18 protein-coding genes are annotated in these 17770 nt (G+C 37.9%); 13 read left to right on the top strand and 5 right to left on the bottom strand.

The window, feature by feature from the left end; all coding sequences use genetic code 11:
- Nucleotides 1–6: 6 nt before the first annotated feature.
- The 10 genes from Q0410_RS01815 (at nt 7) to ftsH (ending at nt 8925) form a co-directional block, all read left to right on the top strand.
- Nucleotides 7–954: a ParB/RepB/Spo0J family partition protein gene (locus tag Q0410_RS01815; protein ID WP_299032282.1), complete on the top strand. Its 948-nt coding sequence runs from the start codon at nt 7–9 to the stop codon at nt 952–954.
- Nucleotides 944–1507, top strand: a complete 564-nt coding sequence (locus Q0410_RS01820) for a cyclodeaminase/cyclohydrolase family protein (protein ID WP_299032284.1) — start codon at nt 944–946, stop codon at nt 1505–1507. Before Q0410_RS01815 ends, Q0410_RS01820 begins: the two co-directional genes overlap by 11 nt.
- Nucleotides 1504–1977 (top strand): DUF4446 family protein, encoded by a 474-nt coding sequence (locus Q0410_RS01825; RefSeq protein WP_299032286.1) that lies wholly within the window; start codon nt 1504–1506, stop codon nt 1975–1977. The genes Q0410_RS01820 and Q0410_RS01825 overlap by 4 nt, the downstream gene beginning before the upstream one ends.
- 81 nt (nt 1978–2058) lie before the next feature.
- A complete protein-coding gene (gene pta / locus Q0410_RS01830; protein WP_299032288.1) occupies nt 2059–3075 on the top strand; it encodes a phosphate acetyltransferase in 1017 nt (338 codons plus the stop codon).
- 54 nt (nt 3076–3129) lie between these two features.
- Entirely contained in the window at nt 3130–4524 is a 1395-nt protein-coding gene (locus Q0410_RS01835; RefSeq protein ID WP_299032290.1) for a DUF1538 domain-containing protein, read from the top strand.
- Nucleotides 4524–5120: a P-II family nitrogen regulator gene (locus Q0410_RS01840; RefSeq protein ID WP_299032292.1), complete on the top strand. Its 597-nt coding sequence runs from the start codon at nt 4524–4526 to the stop codon at nt 5118–5120. The genes Q0410_RS01835 and Q0410_RS01840 overlap by 1 nt, the downstream gene beginning before the upstream one ends.
- A gap of 16 nt (nt 5121–5136) precedes the next feature.
- Nucleotides 5137–5445: a thioredoxin gene (gene trxA / locus Q0410_RS01845; protein ID WP_299032294.1), complete on the top strand. Its 309-nt coding sequence runs from the start codon at nt 5137–5139 to the stop codon at nt 5443–5445.
- The gene (locus tag Q0410_RS01850) at nt 5445–6308 is read left to right on the top strand and encodes an NAD(P)/FAD-dependent oxidoreductase (RefSeq protein ID WP_299032296.1); all 864 of its coding nucleotides are present in this window, start codon (nt 5445–5447) and stop codon (nt 6306–6308) included. The genes trxA and Q0410_RS01850 overlap by 1 nt, the downstream gene beginning before the upstream one ends.
- A gap of 92 nt (nt 6309–6400) precedes the next feature.
- Nucleotides 6401–6871 carry a MarR family winged helix-turn-helix transcriptional regulator gene (locus Q0410_RS01855; RefSeq protein ID WP_299032298.1) on the top strand — a complete coding sequence of 157 codons (471 nt, stop codon included), beginning with the start codon at nt 6401–6403 and terminating at the stop codon, nt 6869–6871.
- Nucleotides 6868–8925: an ATP-dependent zinc metalloprotease FtsH gene (gene ftsH / locus Q0410_RS01860; RefSeq protein WP_299032300.1), complete on the top strand. Its 2058-nt coding sequence runs from the start codon at nt 6868–6870 to the stop codon at nt 8923–8925. The genes Q0410_RS01855 and ftsH overlap by 4 nt, the downstream gene beginning before the upstream one ends.
- 134 nt (nt 8926–9059) lie before the next feature.
- On the opposite strand, the gene Q0410_RS01865 is transcribed toward ftsH, so the two are convergent.
- From Q0410_RS01865 to larE, 5 genes are all read right to left on the bottom strand, one after another.
- The gene (locus Q0410_RS01865) at nt 9060–9275 is read right to left on the bottom strand and encodes a DUF4177 domain-containing protein (RefSeq protein ID WP_299032302.1); all 216 of its coding nucleotides are present in this window, start codon (nt 9273–9275) and stop codon (nt 9060–9062) included.
- Between the two features lie 230 nt (nt 9276–9505).
- Nucleotides 9506–9934, bottom strand: coding sequence for a nickel insertion protein (gene larC, locus Q0410_RS01870; RefSeq protein ID WP_367178687.1), 429 nt, complete (start codon nt 9932–9934; stop codon nt 9506–9508).
- Nucleotides 9931–10833 (bottom strand): LarC family nickel insertion protein, encoded by a 903-nt coding sequence (locus tag Q0410_RS01875; RefSeq protein ID WP_299032304.1) that lies wholly within the window; start codon nt 10831–10833, stop codon nt 9931–9933. The genes larC and Q0410_RS01875 overlap by 4 nt, the downstream gene beginning before the upstream one ends.
- A complete protein-coding gene (larB, locus tag Q0410_RS01880) occupies nt 10833–11591 on the bottom strand; it encodes a nickel pincer cofactor biosynthesis protein LarB (protein ID WP_299032306.1) in 759 nt (252 codons plus the stop codon). Before larB ends, Q0410_RS01875 begins: the two co-directional genes overlap by 1 nt.
- Nucleotides 11591–12424 carry an ATP-dependent sacrificial sulfur transferase LarE gene (gene larE / locus Q0410_RS01885; RefSeq protein WP_299032308.1) on the bottom strand — a complete coding sequence of 278 codons (834 nt, stop codon included), beginning with the start codon at nt 12422–12424 and terminating at the stop codon, nt 11591–11593. The genes larB and larE overlap by 1 nt, the downstream gene beginning before the upstream one ends.
- Nucleotides 12425–12669: 245 nt before the next feature.
- On the opposite strand from larE, the gene sppA reads away from it, so the two are divergent.
- From sppA to Q0410_RS01900, 3 genes are all read left to right on the top strand, one after another.
- On the top strand, nt 12670–13653 hold the full coding sequence (gene sppA, locus Q0410_RS01890; RefSeq protein ID WP_299032310.1) for a signal peptide peptidase SppA: 984 nt from the start codon (nt 12670–12672) through the stop codon (nt 13651–13653).
- Nucleotides 13643–14137, top strand: a complete 495-nt coding sequence (locus tag Q0410_RS01895; RefSeq protein WP_299032312.1) for an RDD family protein — start codon at nt 13643–13645, stop codon at nt 14135–14137. Before sppA ends, Q0410_RS01895 begins: the two co-directional genes overlap by 11 nt.
- Before the next feature lie 179 nt (nt 14138–14316).
- The gene (locus tag Q0410_RS01900; RefSeq protein WP_299032314.1) at nt 14317–16845 is read left to right on the top strand and encodes a ribonucleoside-diphosphate reductase subunit alpha; all 2529 of its coding nucleotides are present in this window, start codon (nt 14317–14319) and stop codon (nt 16843–16845) included.
- Nucleotides 16846–17770: the final 925 nt, after the last annotated feature.

Raw genomic sequence — 17770 nt, forward strand, 5'->3', positions numbered from 1 at the left:
GGAGATATGAGCAACAGAAGATCTTTGGGTAGGGGCTTAAGCTCTTTAATACCAGATGTAAAAGAAGAAAAGAAAGACCTAAGTCAAGAGGAGCTTGGCGAAGATTTTTCTAAGGTTCTAAGTCTTCCTCTAGATAAGATTAGACCGAGGGATGGCCAGCCAAGAAAAGATTTCGACCCAAAGGCCCTTGAAGACTTGGCCCAATCCATAGAGGAATATGGACTATTAAATCCCATAACAGTTACCAAGGTGGGTGATCACTACGAAATCCTGGCTGGTGAAAGAAGGTATAGGGCGTCTCTTTTAAATAAGGCAGAAACAATAGATGCCATAGTAAAAGACTTCGAGGATAAGGATGTAGAAGTTCTATCTCTTATAGAAAATGTTCAAAGAGAAGACCTATCAGCCATAGAAGAAGCCACAGCCTATAAAAAACTTGCTAAATCCTACGGTCTAACCCAAGATGAGATAGCTAAGAAAATGGGCAAGTCCCGTTCCTATATAGCAAATACTATAAGACTTCTAAAATTAAATGATGAGGAAAAATCAGCCCTAATTGAAGGATCAATATCCCCATCCCAGGCCAGAAGTCTCCTATCCTTAAATGATGGAGAAAAAAGAGATAAGGCCCTGGATGATTATATAAATAAAAAAGCAGTGGTTAGAGATGTAGAGAAAATCTCAAGAGAAGATAAGGAGCCTCATAAGAAATTTATCGACCTAAGTAGCAAGAAGCCTGCTGGTGATAGCAAGACAAAAGAGACCAAAGAGACAGAGGAAAATTTACCAAATTTAGATTCTCTTTTGTTTGATGATTTTGAAGAAAAATTTATGGATAAACTAGATACCAAGGTTAGGATAGAAAAATCTAAAGACAGCTACAAGCTTGTTATTGATTGTTTTTCTGTAGAAGATATAGAAAAAATCTATAAAAGGATAGGCCATGAAGATTAATGAATTAAAGATCAGCGAGCTTATAGAAGAAACCAGAAAAGTAAACGCCAAGCCGGGTGGTGGAGCAATAGTAATCTTATCTGCAAATCTCGCTGTAAACTTAATTTTAATGATGGATAAGAAAAATTGGGGAGACCTTGAGTCTAAGGCAAAGAAGAATCGAGAGCTTATAGGAGAGATTTCTGACATACTTACTAAGTGTGCTGACGAAGATATTTATTATGCAAGTCTATTAATAGATCAGTTTAAAACCGGGAGTTATATAGATGAGAAGTACTTTATAGATGCAACAAGACCTCAAGTTAGACTAAATACCCTTAGCCTAAAGGCCCTAGAAATCATAGGCTTTTATCTAGAAAACGGAAGAAAATCTACCCTAGCAGACGGAGAGATAGCCAATGAAATGCTCTTATCTGCTATTAGGGCATCAATATCTACTATAAAAGCAAATTTAAAAGATACAAATTATAAGTATAATATAGAAGAAGTAGTTGATAAGGCTAATAATTTATATAAGCATAATAGAGATATTATAGAAAGAAGGAAAGCTTGACAGGAATATATATAGGAATGGGCCTTTTGGCAGTAATAGTCATCTTACAATTTGCCATGCTAAAAAGCCTCCAAGATAGAACTCGTAGGCAAAAAAATAGGTACGACCATCTTTTGAGGGGAAACGACCCTGATTTGAATATAGAAGAGTTTCTAAATAATTTAAATGACCAAATAGAATCCTCCCACAAGGAATTAAGAAATATAAACAAGACTGCAGCAGATGCTAAGGATACAACTATGGGAGCTGTATCAAATATGGCAGTTGTTCACTTTGACGCTTTTGAAGGCCAATCACGTGAGCTATCTTTTTGCCTCTGCATGCTAGATAATTTCCACAATGGAATCATCCTTACAAGTCTCTACGGAGCTGATGGGTCCAATGTTTACCTAAAAGAAATTGCAAACGGTTCTTCAAAAGAAGAATTATCTGAAGCAGAAAATAGGGCTCTTAATAAAGCTAAAAGATAAAATTGCAAAAAATTTGCAAAAAAACTAGCTTTATGTGGGATAAACAATATAATATAAGTAATAAAAAACAAGGAGGATTTAATGGCTAGAATTGGGATTTTAGAACAAGCTATTAACATTATAAAAGGAAAAAACCTTACTATAGTCTTACCAGAAGGTAATGACCCAAGAGTACTAGAGGCTGCTTTAAAGCACCAAGAAGAAGGATTACTTGAGCCACTTGTACTAGGTGACCAAGGAGAAATCCAAAAGACAGCAGATAAATTAGGCAAAAGCATATCAAAAATAAGGATATTAAATCCAGAAACTTTCGAAAAATTTGACGAAATGGTTGATGCCTTTGCAGAAATCAGAAAAGGAAAAATCGACAGAGAAGAAGCAGAATTTATCCTAAGAAGAGACTTAAACTACTTTGGTGTTATGCTAGTAAAACTTGGATATGCAGACGGACTTGTTTCAGGAGCTATCCATACAACAGCAGATACAATTAGACCAGCCCTTCAAATCATAAGAACCATTCCAGGTAGAAAGAGAGTATCTGGTGTAATGGTAATGTTAGGACCAGATGGTGAACAATTAGTATTTGCAGATACAGCAGTAAATATAATACTAGAGGCAGACGAGCTTGCAGAAGTAGCAGTAGAAACAGCTCACACAGCTAAGACATTCGGACTTGACCCATATGTAGGTATGCTATCATTCTCAACCCACGGTTCAGCCCACCATGACTTAGCAACAAAGGTAGCTAGAGCAACATCACTTGCTAAAGAATACAATCCAGACATCAAGATTGTTGGTGAAATCCAATTCGACGCAGCCATCGATCCAGACACAGCTAAAAACAAAGCTCCAGAATCTGATGTAGCTGGTAAGTGCAATGTATTTATATTCCCAGACCTGCAAGCAGGTAACATTGGCTACAAGATAGCTCAAAGACTTGGTGGTTACAAGGCCCTAGGACCAATACTCCAAGGACTAAATGCACCAGTTAACGACCTTTCAAGAGGTTGTTCAGCTCAAGACGTGTATGAAATAGCTATAATTACAGCTATGCAAGCAGCTGAAAGAGCAAGAGAAGCGGAAGAGGCTAATAAATAAGAATAATACAAAGGGCAATCTATCTTTGATTGCTCTTTTTTTATAAGAAAGAGGGTGAGCCTTATATTTATAGATGAAATAAAAAATACATCCAAGTCGGTAATACCCATTGCCATCCTAGTTGTGATTTTGAATTTTTTTGTAGGAGTTAAATCACAACTCCTAGTTAATTTCTTTTTAGGATGTGTTGGAGTAATCCTGGGCCTGGGAGTGTTTTTAACAGGAGTAGAAATATCCATATCAGAAATTGGTTCGATGATGGGAGAATTTCTTGGAAGGTTTGATAAGTTAATAAAGGTAATTATCTTTGGAGTTTTTATTGGTTTTACCATATCAATAGCTGAGCCAGATTTACTAATCCTTGCAGGAGAAATAACAAGTGCTGTAGGTATCCCAGCCCAAGTCATAGTTATGATAATATCTCTAGGGGTTGGAATAATGATCTCCTCTGGCCTATATAGGATATTTAAGGATATAAGACTTTCTACCATGATGAGTATAATTTATGGGACAGTTTTTATCCTAATGATTTTTACAGAAGAAATGGGTCATGCCATAGCCTTTGATGCCTCAGGAGCTACAACAGGGGCTATGACTACTCCCTTTATAATAGCCCTAGGACTTGGGGTTGCGGGTCTTAAGGGAGAAAAAAGTCAAGATGATTCCTTTGGCCTTGTAGGTCTTGCCTCAACAGGGCCTATCCTTGCAGGACTTTTGATGAATCTTTTATCAGGTGGCGGAGGAGAGATTTTAGCTGAAGAAGCGGTAAGTTACTCACCCCTTATGTCAGGTTTTATAAATTCTACCTTTGCTATAGTACCAATAGCCTTGGTATTTTATGTGATGAATTTTTTATACTTCAAGATAGAAAAAGATGAGCTTAGGTCAATAAGCCTAGGGCTTATCTACACCTATTTGGGTCTGATTTTATTTTTAACCAGTGTAGAAGGTGGCTTTATGGAACTTGCAAGAGTGATGGGTGAAGGCTTATCAGATAGCAAATTCTTACCACTTATAGGCTTCATCCTAGGTCTTTTGGTAGTTTTAGCAGAGCCTGCTGTGGCAGTTCTTGCTGAACAAGTAGAAGACGTTACAGGAGGTTTTATACCTAGAAAAAATATCCTAGTTGCCCTATCAATAGGGGTAGCCTTTGCAGTAATGCTTGCTATCTTTAGGATAAGGATAGAAGGTTTTGCTCTTTGGATGCTAATAGTACCAGGATTCTTAATCTCCCTAATCCTTTCAAGAAGGGTAGATCAGATTTTTGTAGGTATAGCCTTTGACTCAGGAGGGGTAGCATCAGGACCGATGACTGCGACCTTTATCCTAGGTTTTTGCCAAGGAGTAGCAGGAAATATCGCAGACGGCTTTGGAGTAATCTCCTTTGTAGCCATGATGCCAGTATTAACTATAATGATTATGGGTAATTTGTATAAGGGAGCAAACTAATGCAGCTATTAAGAATAATCTTACCTAGGGGTAAGGGAAGTAAATTTATGAATATCCTTAAAGATCACGGGGCAAGTGCTATAGGGTGCTTCTATGGAGAAGGATCTGCACCTATTGAGATTCTATCAGCCCTTGCCATAGATAAGACAAAAAAAGAAATAGTAACAGCCCTTATAGAAGAAGAATCTGTAAGGAAGGTAATAGAGAAAGTATCTGAAAAGCTTGCTGCGGTTAACTCAGCTGTGGCCTTTTCTACATCATTAGAGGGAGAAAATAAAATGGAATATGTTTGTTTGTATGTAATTGTCGACAGACACCAAGGACAAAAAGCCATCCATATAGCCCAGGATAATGGAGCGAGAGGAGCTACAGTCATCCACGGCAGGGGTTCTGGAGAGGCAGTAAAAAGCAAATTGTTTTTATCAATGAATATAGAACCAGAAAAAGACCTAGTAATAATGCTTGTTAAAAAAGACCTGGTAGAAAAAATTCGCCAAGAAATTTACGAGCAAATGGATTTAGAAAGCGATGGAAAGGGTATAATATATTCACTACCAGTTGATCATGTAGCAGGACTGGTAGAGCAGAACGATTAAAAATTAAGGAGCACATATGCAAAAATTAGATACATTTGAATTTAGAGAAAAGGTAGAAAATGGAACAGGGCTCTCTCTGGTAGATTTTTCTGCAACCTGGTGTGGACCATGCAAGATGCAAGCACCAATCTTAGAAGAATTATCAGAAGAAGTTGACTATGAAATCTACAATGTAGATGTAGATGAGTCAAACGAGATAGCAGGCCAATACAATATAAATGCAGTTCCATCTCTTTTAATATTTAAGGATGGAGTTTTAAAAGGAAACCTAGTAGGTTTTCATCCAAAGGAAGCTCTTAAAGAAGAAATGGCAAAATTCATATAATGACCTATGATATTGCAATAATCGGCGCAGGTCCTGCTGGATTTAGCGCCGCTTTAAATTCTAAAATAAGAAATAAGTCTGTAATACTCTTTGGGAGAGATAGCGAAAAGCTAGTTAAGACTAAAAAAATCTCAAACTACTTAGGAATAAAAGATATAAAGGGATCAGACCTAAATGATTCTTTTAAAAAATCACTAGAAGATTTTGACCTAGCTAGGGAAGAAAGCAAGGTTAAAACCATCTACGCCATGGGAGATTTTTTTGCTATAGAGCTTGAAAATAAAAGTGAGATGATAGAAGCTAAAGCTGTCATAATGGCAACAGGCCTAGAGCTTAAAAAAGACCTAGCAAGAGAAGATGAGTTTTTTGCCAAGGGGGTAAATTACTGTGCTACTTGCGATGCGGCCCTATATAAGGGAAAGAAAGTCGTAGTCATAGGCTATAATAAAGAGTCAGTAGAAGAGGCTAATTTTACCTCAGAGATTGTAGGAGAGCTTGTTTTTGTAAACATGACAGGGAGAGATGTTTCCCTAAAAGTTGGCATAGAAGTAATCGAGGGAGAGATTCCTCTAGGTTTTGAAGGAAGAGAGAGGGCAGAAAAACTCATTTTTAAATCTGGAAGAGAAATAAAGGCAGATGGATTTTTTATAGAAAAAGATTCATCCAAGCCTGAAAGACTGGTGCCAGGTATAAAAATGGAAGAAAGTCATATTCTAATAAAGAAGGATATGTCAACCTCTATTAATGGACTTTTTGCAGCTGGAGATATAACTGGTAAGCCTTATCAAATAATGAAGGCTGTAGGCGAAGGCCAGGTAGCAGCCCTTAATGCTTGTGGCTACTTAGCTAGTAAAAATAAATAATAATATAATTAGTGTAAAATATAACTTTTTATATTGACATAAAATTTTATATATGTAAAATATTTATATAAGACTAATATTTGGAGGTGGCTATGCCAGATAAACACATTAACTTTTTTGAATTTAACAATAAAATTTTCTCTATGATAAGGGAGATATCTCATAAAATAGACTTGCTGCTTCAAGATACGGCAAATAGTCTAGATTTAACACCTCTTCAGCTAAAAATAATAATAGCACTTTATTCATCAGATAGGGATGTATCCATAGGAAACCTAGGCAAGACTATAGGGGTTACAGGTGGAAATATCTCAAACATCTGTAAGAAACTTGAGAAAAAAGGTTTTGTAGATAGAATAAGAAGTGAAGAAGACGAAAGAGTGGTTAATGTCAGGTTAACCGAAACAGGAATTGCAGCCAGTAAAGAACTGGGAGAATACTTCTATAAGATAAGGGAAGAATTTCCAGATGATGCTGTAGATGTAAACCTTGAAACAATTGTAGAAGAACTAAAGGAACTTGACAAACTACTTGATAAATATATATCAAGGAGAGCTATATGAATAAAAAACCAAGAAAAAATAGGCCCCTACTCTATTATTGGATAGGAGCCATAGTAATATATTTCATATTTTCATATGTCTTTAGCCCTATTGCCGGTCAAGATGGGGCCAAAGAAGTATCCTACAGCCAATTTGTAGAGATGATTGAAAATGACCAAATAACTGAAGTTAATAAAGACAACCTAAAATACACCTTCAAGGCCAAGGTTGAAGGAGAAGAAAAAACCTATCAAACAGGTCTTTGGGAAGATACTGACCTTACAGAAAGGCTTTTAAAAGCCCAAAAACGTAATGACAAGCTAGTTTTTGGTAAGGAAATAGAAACAAGGATGAATCCTTACCTATCTCTATTTTTAACAAGTGTACTGCCATTTATCTTTCTAATAGGAATATTCTACTTTGCATCCAGGTCCCTATCAAAGACCATGGGAGGCAGAGGAGGATCTGACTTTATGAATTTTGGTAAATCCAATGCCAAAATCTATATGGAAAATGAGACAGGCAAGTCCTTTAAGGACGTAGCCGGCCAAGAAGAAGCCAAGGAAAGCTTAAACGAAATAGTAGACTTCCTCCACAACCCAGGCAAATATAAGGAAATCGGTGCGAGAGTACCAAAGGGAATCCTACTTGTAGGTCCTCCAGGAACAGGTAAGACCCTCCTTGCCCAAGCTGTCGCAGGCGAAGCCAAGGTACCATTTTTCTCAATATCAGGATCTGAATTTGTGGAAATGTTCGTAGGTATGGGAGCTTCTAAGGTAAGGGACTTATTTAAGCAAGCCAAGGAAAAGGCCCCATGTATAGTCTTTATAGATGAGATCGACGCTATTGGTAAAAAACGTGACGTATCAGGACATTCAGGTAATGACGAGCGTGAGCAAACCCTAAACCAATTACTTAACGAGATGGACGGTTTCGATGCAGCAGAAGGGGTAGTATTACTTGCAGCAACAAATAGGCCAGAAATCCTAGACCCAGCCCTAACCAGACCAGGTAGGTTTGATAGGCAAGTTCAAGTAGAACTACCTGACCTAAAGGGCCGTGAAGATATCTTAAAAGTTCACGCAAAAAGAATTAAAAAAGATAGTGAAATTGACTACGAAGAGATAGCAAAGAGAACTGCAGGTACATCAGGAGCTGACCTTGCAAATATTGTAAACGAAGGTGCTTTAAGGGCAGTAAGGGAAGGTAGAAACAAGCTTACCCAAGAAGACCTTGAAGAATCAATCGAAACAGTAATAGCTGGTATGCAAAAGAAAAATGCAGTAATCTCAGATGATCAAAAGAAAATCATAGCCTACCACGAAGTAGGCCATGCCCTAGTAGCAGCCATTCAAACCCACAAGACACCGGTAACAAAGATAACCATAGTCCCAAGAACAGGTGGTGCCCTAGGCTATACCATGACAGTCGATAAAGATGAAAAATATATCATGACCAAGCAAGAGCTAATCGACGAAATCGTGACCTTTGCAGGTGGTAGGGCAGCAGAAGAATTAATCTTTAATACCAAGACCACAGGGGCTTCAAATGATATAGAAAAGGCTACAGCCATGGCTAGAAACATGGTCACAATATACGGTATGGACGACGAATTTGATTTCATGCAATTAGAGCAAATCCAAGGTCGTTACCTAGGTGGTCAAAGATCCATGATAGTCTCAGACGGCACAGGCAATAAGATTGACCAAAAGGTTGTAAAAATCATAGCCGATGCCCACTTTAGAGCTGTAGAAATTCTAAAGGAAAATATCGATAAACTTCACGAAATCTCAGCCTACCTTCTAAAAGAAGAAACCATAACTGGAGAAGAGTTTATGGAAATTCTTGAAGGAAAGAAGGATAAAGAAGTAAGTGAAGAAAAAATCGAAGATAATACCGATGTGGATGTAAAAAATCTAGAAAATTCAGAAGAAAATCAACCACAAGAAGAATCTGAAAAGTTAGTTAAAAATGAAAATAAAACTGAAAATAAAAATGATTCGGAAAATGAAGCTAGCGAAAATGTGGAAGATAAAGATAAAAAATTTATAGACTTATCAAAAGACGATGAGTAAAACCAAGCCAGCCTGAGGGGTGGCTTTTTTGCTGACAATTTTAGGCGAAATATGAAAAAGGAATAAGAATAAATAAGAAAAATTAAAAAGATTAGGTATGAAAAAAGAGCTGGGATTGCCCAGCTCTTTTAAAATTATAAATTCACCTTAAAAATAATAGTGTATTTAATAAAAGAATATGCTGACCATTTCTCATTTGTAACAGGGATTATCTGTACAAGCTCCCAACCTTCCCCCGCATTTTCATTTATAATCTCCTTACACCTCTCAAAAGTGTCAGTTTTACCTGCCTTAAGACCTCCATCTGGAACGACGTCGATAAATTCGTACTTAAACAGAAATGCCTCCATATGTATAATTCTATTAATTATATACCCAGTTCTATCTAAATAATAAGTATTAGTAGAATATCTTTGCCCAGGATTTATAAGCGCAATTCTAAGAGAGAAGCCCTCAGATAGTTTACCCCGAGCGAAGTCGAGGGGACGAGGAAGCTTATAAATTAAAGAGAAGAATAAATAAGATATTAGTCAAAAATAGATATAAAAAACCAGGACCTCTTTTCAGTCCTGGTTAGGCATTACTTTTCAATTTTTACCACCAAAGCCCTCATCAAATCGTAGGCTTCTTTTAAAGATATTCCTTCATTTTCTGCTAAATCTTTGGCGGATTCGTATTCTGGATAGGTGTAGGTTTTATCCTTATAACTAACTTGCTTTGCAAGGTAGTCCTTATTCTTATAGGAAATTTTGATGATTTTCCTATCTAAGATTGTCCTTTCTAGGTCAAATTTTCTGATTCCTATGGATGTGGTTTCGGTAAAGATTATATCTTCGATTTTCTCTTCGTCCTTTGCTTTATAAATTACAGACAATTTATAGGCTGGGCGGTTTTTTTTCATAAAAATTGGCGTGTAGTAGCAGTCAAGGGCTACTTCCATGATTTTTTCTAAAACGTGGCCTAAGATTTCTCCACTGGTATCGTCTATATTTGTTTCAAGTAGTCTTATAGTTTTTTTTTACCAGTTTCTATTTCCATTACCCTTAGGATATTTGTGGACTTTTCAAAGTCCTTATTACCTGCTCCAAGACCTACTTTTTTTATTTTAAAGCTTGTTGGAGCTTTTTTATAGAAGTATTTAACGATGGCCGCTCCTGTTGGTGTGATGTGCTCGCCTTCTTCTCCTATAAAGTTTAGATTTATACGAGAATCTGCAAGGATGTTGGCCACAGCTGGCACTGGTATTGGCATTGGGCCGTGGGCACACATTTGATAGCCGTGGCCTTCATAGAGGTCTGAGAAGTAGATATTTTCCACTCCAAGATCATCTAAGCATATGCAAGTGCCGACAATATCGATTATAGAATCGATAGCTCCAACTTCGTGGAAATGGACTTCACTCTTATCTATGCCGTGGGCCTTGGCTTCTGCATCGCCAATTATATCGAAAATGCCTAGGGCATTTTTCTTTATATTTTCATTAAGATTTGAAGAATTGATTATTTCTGCAATTGAGTCTAGGTTTCTATGAACATGGCTATGACTGTGATCTTGGTCATGAGAATGGCTGTGGCCATCTTCATGGGTGTGTTCATGGCAATGTTCGTGATTATGTCCGTGGTCATTATGGTCATGGTCATGACAATGTTCATGAGAATGAGTATGGCCATCTTCATGCGCGTGGTCGTGGTTATGATTATGGTCGTGGTGGTGGCCTACTAGGATTACGTCAAAGTTATAGGCGTCTATGCCATTTTTCTTTACCCTTTCAAAAACTAGGTCGTAGCCAGTTAGGCCCAAGGACTTGATGTCGTCTAGGAGTTTTTCCTTACTAGCACCCAGGTCTAAAAGAGCCCCGATTGTCATATCTCCAGCGATCCCTGAATACATTTCAAAATATAGGTCCATTATTTGTTTCCTTTCGCAATTAGCCTATTTATTTGACAGGCTTGGTAGGCTGCACCGTAGCCGTTGTCTATATTAACTACACTTACTCCTTCGGCACAGGAGTTTATCATTGATAAGAGGGCAGTAATGCCTCCAAGGTTGGCTCCGTAGCCGACTGAGGTTGGCACAGCAATGATTGGCTTATCAACAAGACCTGCAAGGACTGTTGCAAGGGCTGCCTCCATGCCTGCTATGGCTATTATTACATTGGCTTTTTTAATCTCTTCTGTCTTATCTAAGAGCCTGTGGACTCCGGCAACGCCCACGTCCCTGTAGGCTTTCACCTTTGCTCCTAGAAACCTTGCAGTAATTTCTGCTTCAAGGCTTACTGGCAAATCAGATGTACCTGCGGATACTATGGCGATTTCGCCGATCTTATCGCTCTCTTTGGAGTAGTCAAGGCTAATAATTTGGGCAAGGTCTGAATACTTTACATCTGGTATGGCTTTTTTTACAATTTCGTATTGCTTACGGCTTGCCCTGGTTCCTATTACAGATTCGCGTCTGTCATAAAAGGCTTTAAAGATTTGGATTAGACTTTCATCATCCTTAGATGCACAGTAGATTGCCTCTGGAAAACCACGTCTGTCTTTTCTTGAAAAGTCAATTTTTGCGACATCTCCTACATCTTCATAACCCTTATCTTCTAGGATTTTAAGGGCGGCCTCTTCTGAAATTGTCCCCTCTTTTATTTGTTTGATTAAGGTTTTTTTATCCATTATAGGACCCACTTTTTCTTTTCTTCTTCTGTTAGGCCCTCATCCATTGATCCTGACCTAAAACCCTCTAAATCTAGTGTGACATAAGAAAAACCAAGGTCCTTAAATTCTTTTGTTACTTGGTCTTTGATTTTCATAAATTTATCGAAATCATCAGCGACAAGTTCTATTCTTGCTATATTGGCGTGATCTCTTACCCTAAATTTGATAAAGTCAAGGTTCCTTATAAAGGCTTCGGCTTTTTCAAGTCTTTCTAGTTTCTCTGGGGTAATCTTTGTCCCATAGGGAAATCTTGTTAATAGACATGGGGCTGATGGCCTTTTGGCGACACTTACACCAAGGTCTGCCGCAAGAGTCCTTACCATTTCTTTAGAAAAGCCTGCCATATTTAAAGGACTTACCACTCCCAAATCTTTTAGGGCGGTTAGACCTGGCCTATAAACCTTGTGGTCATCGGTATTGGTTCCGTCTACCACATAACCATAGCCGAATTCTCCTTTTAAAGCTAGGGCTTGGTTAAAGAGGTGGCTCTTGCAGTGGTAGCACCTATCCTTAGAATTGTTTATGATGTGATCATCTACAAAGATATCCACATCCTTTATATATAACTTAACCTTAAAATCTTCTGCTAATTTCTTGGCGTTTATTAGATCTTCTTCAGTACTTGATGGCGCCTTAAAGAACATAGCGACTACATCGTTTTCATCCTGCCTTAAGGAAGATGCTATTTTTAAGATTAAAGCAGAATCTACTCCACCGGAAAAGGCTAAAACAATCTTTTCCTTAAGTAAATCTTCTATGATTTTGTAAAGTTTTTTGGTAGATTTTTCCATAAAAACACTCCTTTTTCTAAAAATTGATAAAAAATAATTAAGCCATATAAAAATACAGCTTAATCTTTTTTATGTAAATAGCTCCGGGCTGGAGCTATACATAACAATGTAATCGAGTGTTAACGATAATTGTAATGCATATATATTGTACTGATAGTCCTACAAAAATGCAATCGTCTTAATTAAGTCTTGATTAGTTTTGGGTATAATATAAGAAAGCGAGAATTAATTTTAAAGGAGTGTTTATGAAAAACAATGCAAAGAGATGGATAGCAGTAGGCCTTGCCCTGGTAATTCTACTTGCTTCTAGCCTAACTGGCTTTAAAAAAGAAAAAAAAGAAGAATTGAGCGCATCCTACATCAATAAACTTAGCAAACAAGCCCTAGTTGATGAAGAAGTCCTAAGGGGAACTAATGCTAAGGAAAAAATAAAGGTTGTTGACCTAAGTGGGGTTATCCAGTCAGGATCAAATAGTGATTTTGTAATAAAAGATTTGAAGGCAGCGGCAGAAGACCCAGCTGTTAGGGGAGTAATTTTATCAATAAATTCTCCAGGAGGCTCTGTTTATGTGTCAGAGCAAATTGCCAAAGAAATAAAAAATCTAAAGGAAAAAAATATCCCGGTTTATTCAGTTATGAAAGAAATGGCTGCATCAGGTGGCTACTATGTATCTGCTCCTACAGATAGAATTTACGCCTCAAATGAAACCCTAACAGGTTCAATTGGTGTAATCATGCAGATGTATTCCCTAGAAGGACTTTTTGATAAGTACGGAATCAAAGAGCAAAATATAACCTCTGGCAAGATGAAAGATGCAGGAAGTCAGGGAAGAGACTTATCAGCTGAAGAGAAAAAATACTTTGAGGACCTTGTAAATTCAGCCTATAAGAGATTTGTAAAAATAGTTGCTGATGGCAGGTCAATGAGCGAAAAAGACGTTATAAAAATCGCAGATGGTAGGGTATACGATGGGGCCCAAGCCCTTGAAAATGGTTTGGTTGATAAGATAGGTGACCTTGATAGCGCCATAGATGATATGACTGAAGAAAATAAGTTAACTGACCCCCTTGTTGTTTCCACTACAAGCCTAGGTCCATCCTTTATGTCATTTTTCCAAAAGGCCAAAGACTATAGACAGGGATCATCTGATCTTGCCATAATCAAGGAATTCATGGAAAAAAACACCCTAAGCCCTATGTACCTATATGGGGGAGCTTATGGAAAATAGAGAAGCTATACAAGAGAAAAAAGTTTTTAAAGAAAGAGACTATGCTCACGCCTACGCCTCCTTTGGCCAAAGGGCTCTAGCTTTTATAATCGATATGCTAGTAGTAGGAGCCTTAACTAATATAATAAGAGGGATTTTAAATCTTGATCCTAACCTAAGTTTTTATGGTTTTGCCATGACAGATATCCTAAGCTGGGTTGTAACCCTAGGCTATTTTACAATAGCAAGCCTAGTAAGTAAGGGCCAAAGCCTAGGAAAGATTATTGTGGGTATAAGAGTGGTAAGCCTAAGTTCAGATAAGCTTGACCTAGGACAAATCCTAATTAGAGAAATAGCAGGTAGGTTTATCCAAAATACCCTCATGCTAATCTATATCCTTCCGATTTTCACCCCTAAAAACCAGGGTCTAATTGACTTTTTTGTTGATACAGTGGTGGTAAAAGAAGATGCCTTTAGGGATCTTTATGGGATAGATTTTAGGTAAATTTACTTTTGGTAAAAATATCCTATTAAAAAAATGTTTTTATAAAAAAGCATGAAGATAAGCTTTGAAGGCCTTTGTGCTTTTTTTATCTAGATTTCACTCTAGACCCCACATAAGGTATGATAAGTATAGAATTTGAAAAAATACCACTACATCTAGTAGTTAGGATGGAGAGATAAATGAAGATTATAAAAAGAGACGGGTCAAAGGTTAACTTTGAATTAGAAAAAATAAAGAGGGCGATATTTAAGGCCTTTAAGTCAGTTGATTCTACGATAACTGATGAAAAACTTGAATATATTGCCCAAAAAATTGTAAAAACTATAGAAGAAAAATTCCCAGCTGACCACACAGTGACAGTTGAGGAAGTACAAGACTTGGTAGAGCTAAACCTAATCGACGAAAACTATTATAAGGAAGTTAAGTCCTTTATCCTCTACCGTGCCAAGCACAACATGGATAGGAAGGTAATATCAGACTTTGAAAATTACGTAGATGATAAGGACCTAATGGAGATAATTTCCAAGGTGCAAAGAGAATTTGATAGCCAAAGATATCCTATAGAGTCCTTGTATTTCAAATTTGAATCTTTCACCAAGCCAGAAATGAATGACAAGGAAGTTTTAGATGCAGTAATCCGTGCAGCAAGCGAGCTAACAAGCAAGGAAGCCCCTGATCGGGAAATAATTGCTGCGAGATTTCTAGCCTACAAGATAAATCTAGAGATAAGAGAAGAAGAAGAACGCTACGACATCTATGATTTCAAATCAAAGATTAAATTTTTAACAGAAAAAGAACTTTACGGATCCTATATCCTAGAAAATTATTCGTCAGAAGATATAGACGAATTAGAAAAATACCTAGACTACACAAGAGATGACATCTTTACCTATTCAGGTCTAGACCTATTAAGGAAAAGATACCTTATAACAAATTACGACGGACGTATCTTAGAAAGAGTCCAAGAAATGTTTATGGGTATAGCCATGCATCTTGCTATTCCAGAAAAAGATAGGGTAGCCTTTGCCAAAAGACTTTATGATATATTGTCAACACTTAAGGCAACTATGGCAACCCCAACTATGACCAATGCCAGAAAGCCATTTAACCAGCTTTCCTCATGTTTTATAGAGACAGTTCCAGATACCCTAAAGGGCATTTACAGGTCTGTGACAAATTTTGCTGAAGTAAGTAAACACGGCGGCGGCATGGGTATGTACTTTGGCAAGGTAAGGGCTAATGGCTCTGATATCCGTGGTTTTGAGGGAGTAGCAGGTGGAGTTATCCGCTGGATAAGACTTGCCAATGACACAGCAGTAGCAGTTGACCAACTAGGTGTTCGCCAGGGAGCAGTAGCAGTTTATCTTGATATTTGGCATAAGGATATGCCAGAATTTTTGGGCCTTAGGACCAACAACGGTGATGACAGGATGAAGGCCCACGATGTCTTCCCAGGAGTATGCGTACCAGATCTTTTCTGGAAAGAAGTAAGGGACAACATGGAAGGCGACTGGCACATGTTCGACCCACATGAGGTAGAGAAAAAATATGGCAAGGCCATAGAAGATACCTACGGGGAAGAATTTGAAGAATTTTACAAAAAATTAGTCAATGATAAAGACATATCCAGAAGGGTCATGCCAATAAAGGACATGGTAAGGCTATTAATTAAGTCTTGGTCAGAAACAGGCACACCTTTTATCTTTAACAGAGACCTAGTAAATAAGGCCAATCCAAATAAGCATAAGGGAATAATCTACTCATCAAACCTATGTACAGAGATAGCTCAAAATATGAGCCCATCAGAAACCATATCTACAGAAATAGTCACAGAAGATGGGGATACAGTAATAGTAAACAAAACCAAACCAGGTGACTTTGTAGAATGTAACCTAGCAAGCCTAACACTAGGCAAGCTTGATGTAAACAACGAAAAAGAGTTAGAAGAAACTGTAAGAACAGTGGTAAGGGCCCTTGATAATGTAATAGACCTAAACTACTACCCAACCCCATATGCGGAAGTAACCAACAAAAAATATAGGGCCATAGGACTTGGAACTAGCGGCTACCACCACATGCTAGTTAAAAACGACATAAGATGGTCAGACGAAGAATCCCACGCCAAACTTGTAGACAGGGTTTATGAAGATATAAACTACTATGCTATAAAGGAAAGTGTAGAAATCGCCAAAGACAAAGGCAGCTACCAAGTCTTTGAAGGAAGTGACTGGCAAAACGGTAACTACTTCACAGATAGAGACTATACATCTGAAAGATGGGAAAAACTTGCTGCAGATGTTAAAGAATACGGCCTAAGAAACGGCTACCTAATGGCAATTGCCCCAACAGGATCAACATCAATAATCTCCGGCACTTCAGCAGGAGTAGACCCAATCATGAGCCGCTACTTCTTAGAAGAAAAGAAAGGCGCCATAGTACCAAGAGTAGCACCAGGACTCACAACAAAAACCTTCTGGCTCTACGAAAATGCCCACGATATAGACCAAAATATCTCAATGAGAATGGCAGGAGTAAGGCAACGTCACCTTGACCAAGCCCAATCAGTAAATATCTATATCACAACAGAATACACCATGAGACAGATATTAAATGTTTACCTAACAGCTTGGGAAAGTGGAGTAAAGAGCATTTACTACGTAAGAGGAAAATCACTAGAAGTGGAAGAGTGTGATACTTGCTCCGCATAGGATTTATACAATATAAATATTTTTTAGGAGGCGAAAGCCTCCTTTTCTTTCTATCTAAATTTATATTTATCTTTTATAGAATTATTCTATTAACTATTTTTCTTCGTAATGTTGTAAATTAGACTTTTATTCTACTTACAATTGAATCTTCGTTCAAAGGGGAGGCCCTAGGGGGCGGCAGATGCCCCCTCACCCGCCTCCCCTTAAACCCCTCTCGGCTACACCCCCGACTGCTCCTTAGCGGAGTGCGGATAAGGTTGCTTGCTTGCAGCAAGCTTTTATTGGTAGAGGTGATAGCCTTGTTTAAGTTAACTGTTAGACTCACAGACTTCTAATCTTCGGTCACCTAAAAATCGCAAACTCGGCTAAAGCCTCAAACAGTGCGATTTTCTTAACGATGACCTTGATTAGAAATCATCATCAGGTAGATAAGAGAATTAGTCTCGGGGTATAAGTATTACTAGGCTCGTTTGGCTTTACCAAACATTGCTTGATGACGATAACTTAAGACCTAGTATTTTTGAAATTCAGTTGGCGTATAAAAATTTGATTGTTTGAGCGATAGCGAGTTATCAAATTTTAGCCGACTGAATTTCAAAAAAGTATGAATTTTAACCATCTTAAACGAGGGCTCCTCTATATCAATGGTTTGCCGATAGGCAAACACCTTATCCCCCGAGAGGACTTAAACATCCCTTGATTTGGGATGTTTAAGAGGAAAACTTAGTGCGAGAGCACGGAAGAGTTTGCGAAGCAAACGGGTTTTCCTACGCCGGAGTGCTTGAATACCACAGGTTTATATCAAATTCGAACTACGGGAACGTGCGACGCTCTCGGCCGCTAGGCAAATTGTTCCCTAGGGTTTCCCCTTTGACGAAGATTCAATAGTTTATAGAAAAATCATATATATTACCAAATTACGACG

Origin of the sequence: uncultured Anaerococcus sp., assembly GCF_937934665.1 — a bacterium.
GTDB lineage: Bacteria > Bacillota > Clostridia > Tissierellales > Peptoniphilaceae > Anaerococcus.

Coding starts and splice junctions, on each gene's coding strand:
- Q0410_RS01895 (WP_299032312.1), top strand. CDS start 13,643: ATGGAAAATAGAGAAGCTATACAAGAGAAAAAAGTTTTTAAAGAAAGA.
- sppA (WP_299032310.1), top strand. CDS start 12,670: ATGAAAAACAATGCAAAGAGATGGATAGCAGTAGGCCTTGCCCTGGTA.
- Q0410_RS01855 (WP_299032298.1), top strand. CDS start 6,401: ATGCCAGATAAACACATTAACTTTTTTGAATTTAACAATAAAATTTTC.
- Q0410_RS01875 (WP_299032304.1), bottom strand. CDS start 10,833: ATGGACCTATATTTTGAAATGTATTCAGGGATCGCTGGAGATATGACA.
- Q0410_RS01865 (WP_299032302.1), bottom strand. CDS start 9,275: ATGGAGGCATTTCTGTTTAAGTACGAATTTATCGACGTCGTTCCAGAT.
- ftsH (WP_299032300.1), top strand. CDS start 6,868: ATGAATAAAAAACCAAGAAAAAATAGGCCCCTACTCTATTATTGGATA.
- Q0410_RS01815 (WP_299032282.1), top strand. CDS start 7: ATGAGCAACAGAAGATCTTTGGGTAGGGGCTTAAGCTCTTTAATACCA.
- larE (WP_299032308.1), bottom strand. CDS start 12,424: ATGGAAAAATCTACCAAAAAACTTTACAAAATCATAGAAGATTTACTT.
- trxA (WP_299032294.1), top strand. CDS start 5,137: ATGCAAAAATTAGATACATTTGAATTTAGAGAAAAGGTAGAAAATGGA.
- Q0410_RS01850 (WP_299032296.1), top strand. CDS start 5,445: ATGACCTATGATATTGCAATAATCGGCGCAGGTCCTGCTGGATTTAGC.
- larB (WP_299032306.1), bottom strand. CDS start 11,591: ATGGATAAAAAAACCTTAATCAAACAAATAAAAGAGGGGACAATTTCA.
- Q0410_RS01840 (WP_299032292.1), top strand. CDS start 4,524: ATGCAGCTATTAAGAATAATCTTACCTAGGGGTAAGGGAAGTAAATTT.
- Q0410_RS01900 (WP_299032314.1), top strand. CDS start 14,317: ATGAAGATTATAAAAAGAGACGGGTCAAAGGTTAACTTTGAATTAGAA.
- pta (WP_299032288.1), top strand. CDS start 2,059: ATGGCTAGAATTGGGATTTTAGAACAAGCTATTAACATTATAAAAGGA.
- Q0410_RS01820 (WP_299032284.1), top strand. CDS start 944: ATGAAGATTAATGAATTAAAGATCAGCGAGCTTATAGAAGAAACCAGA.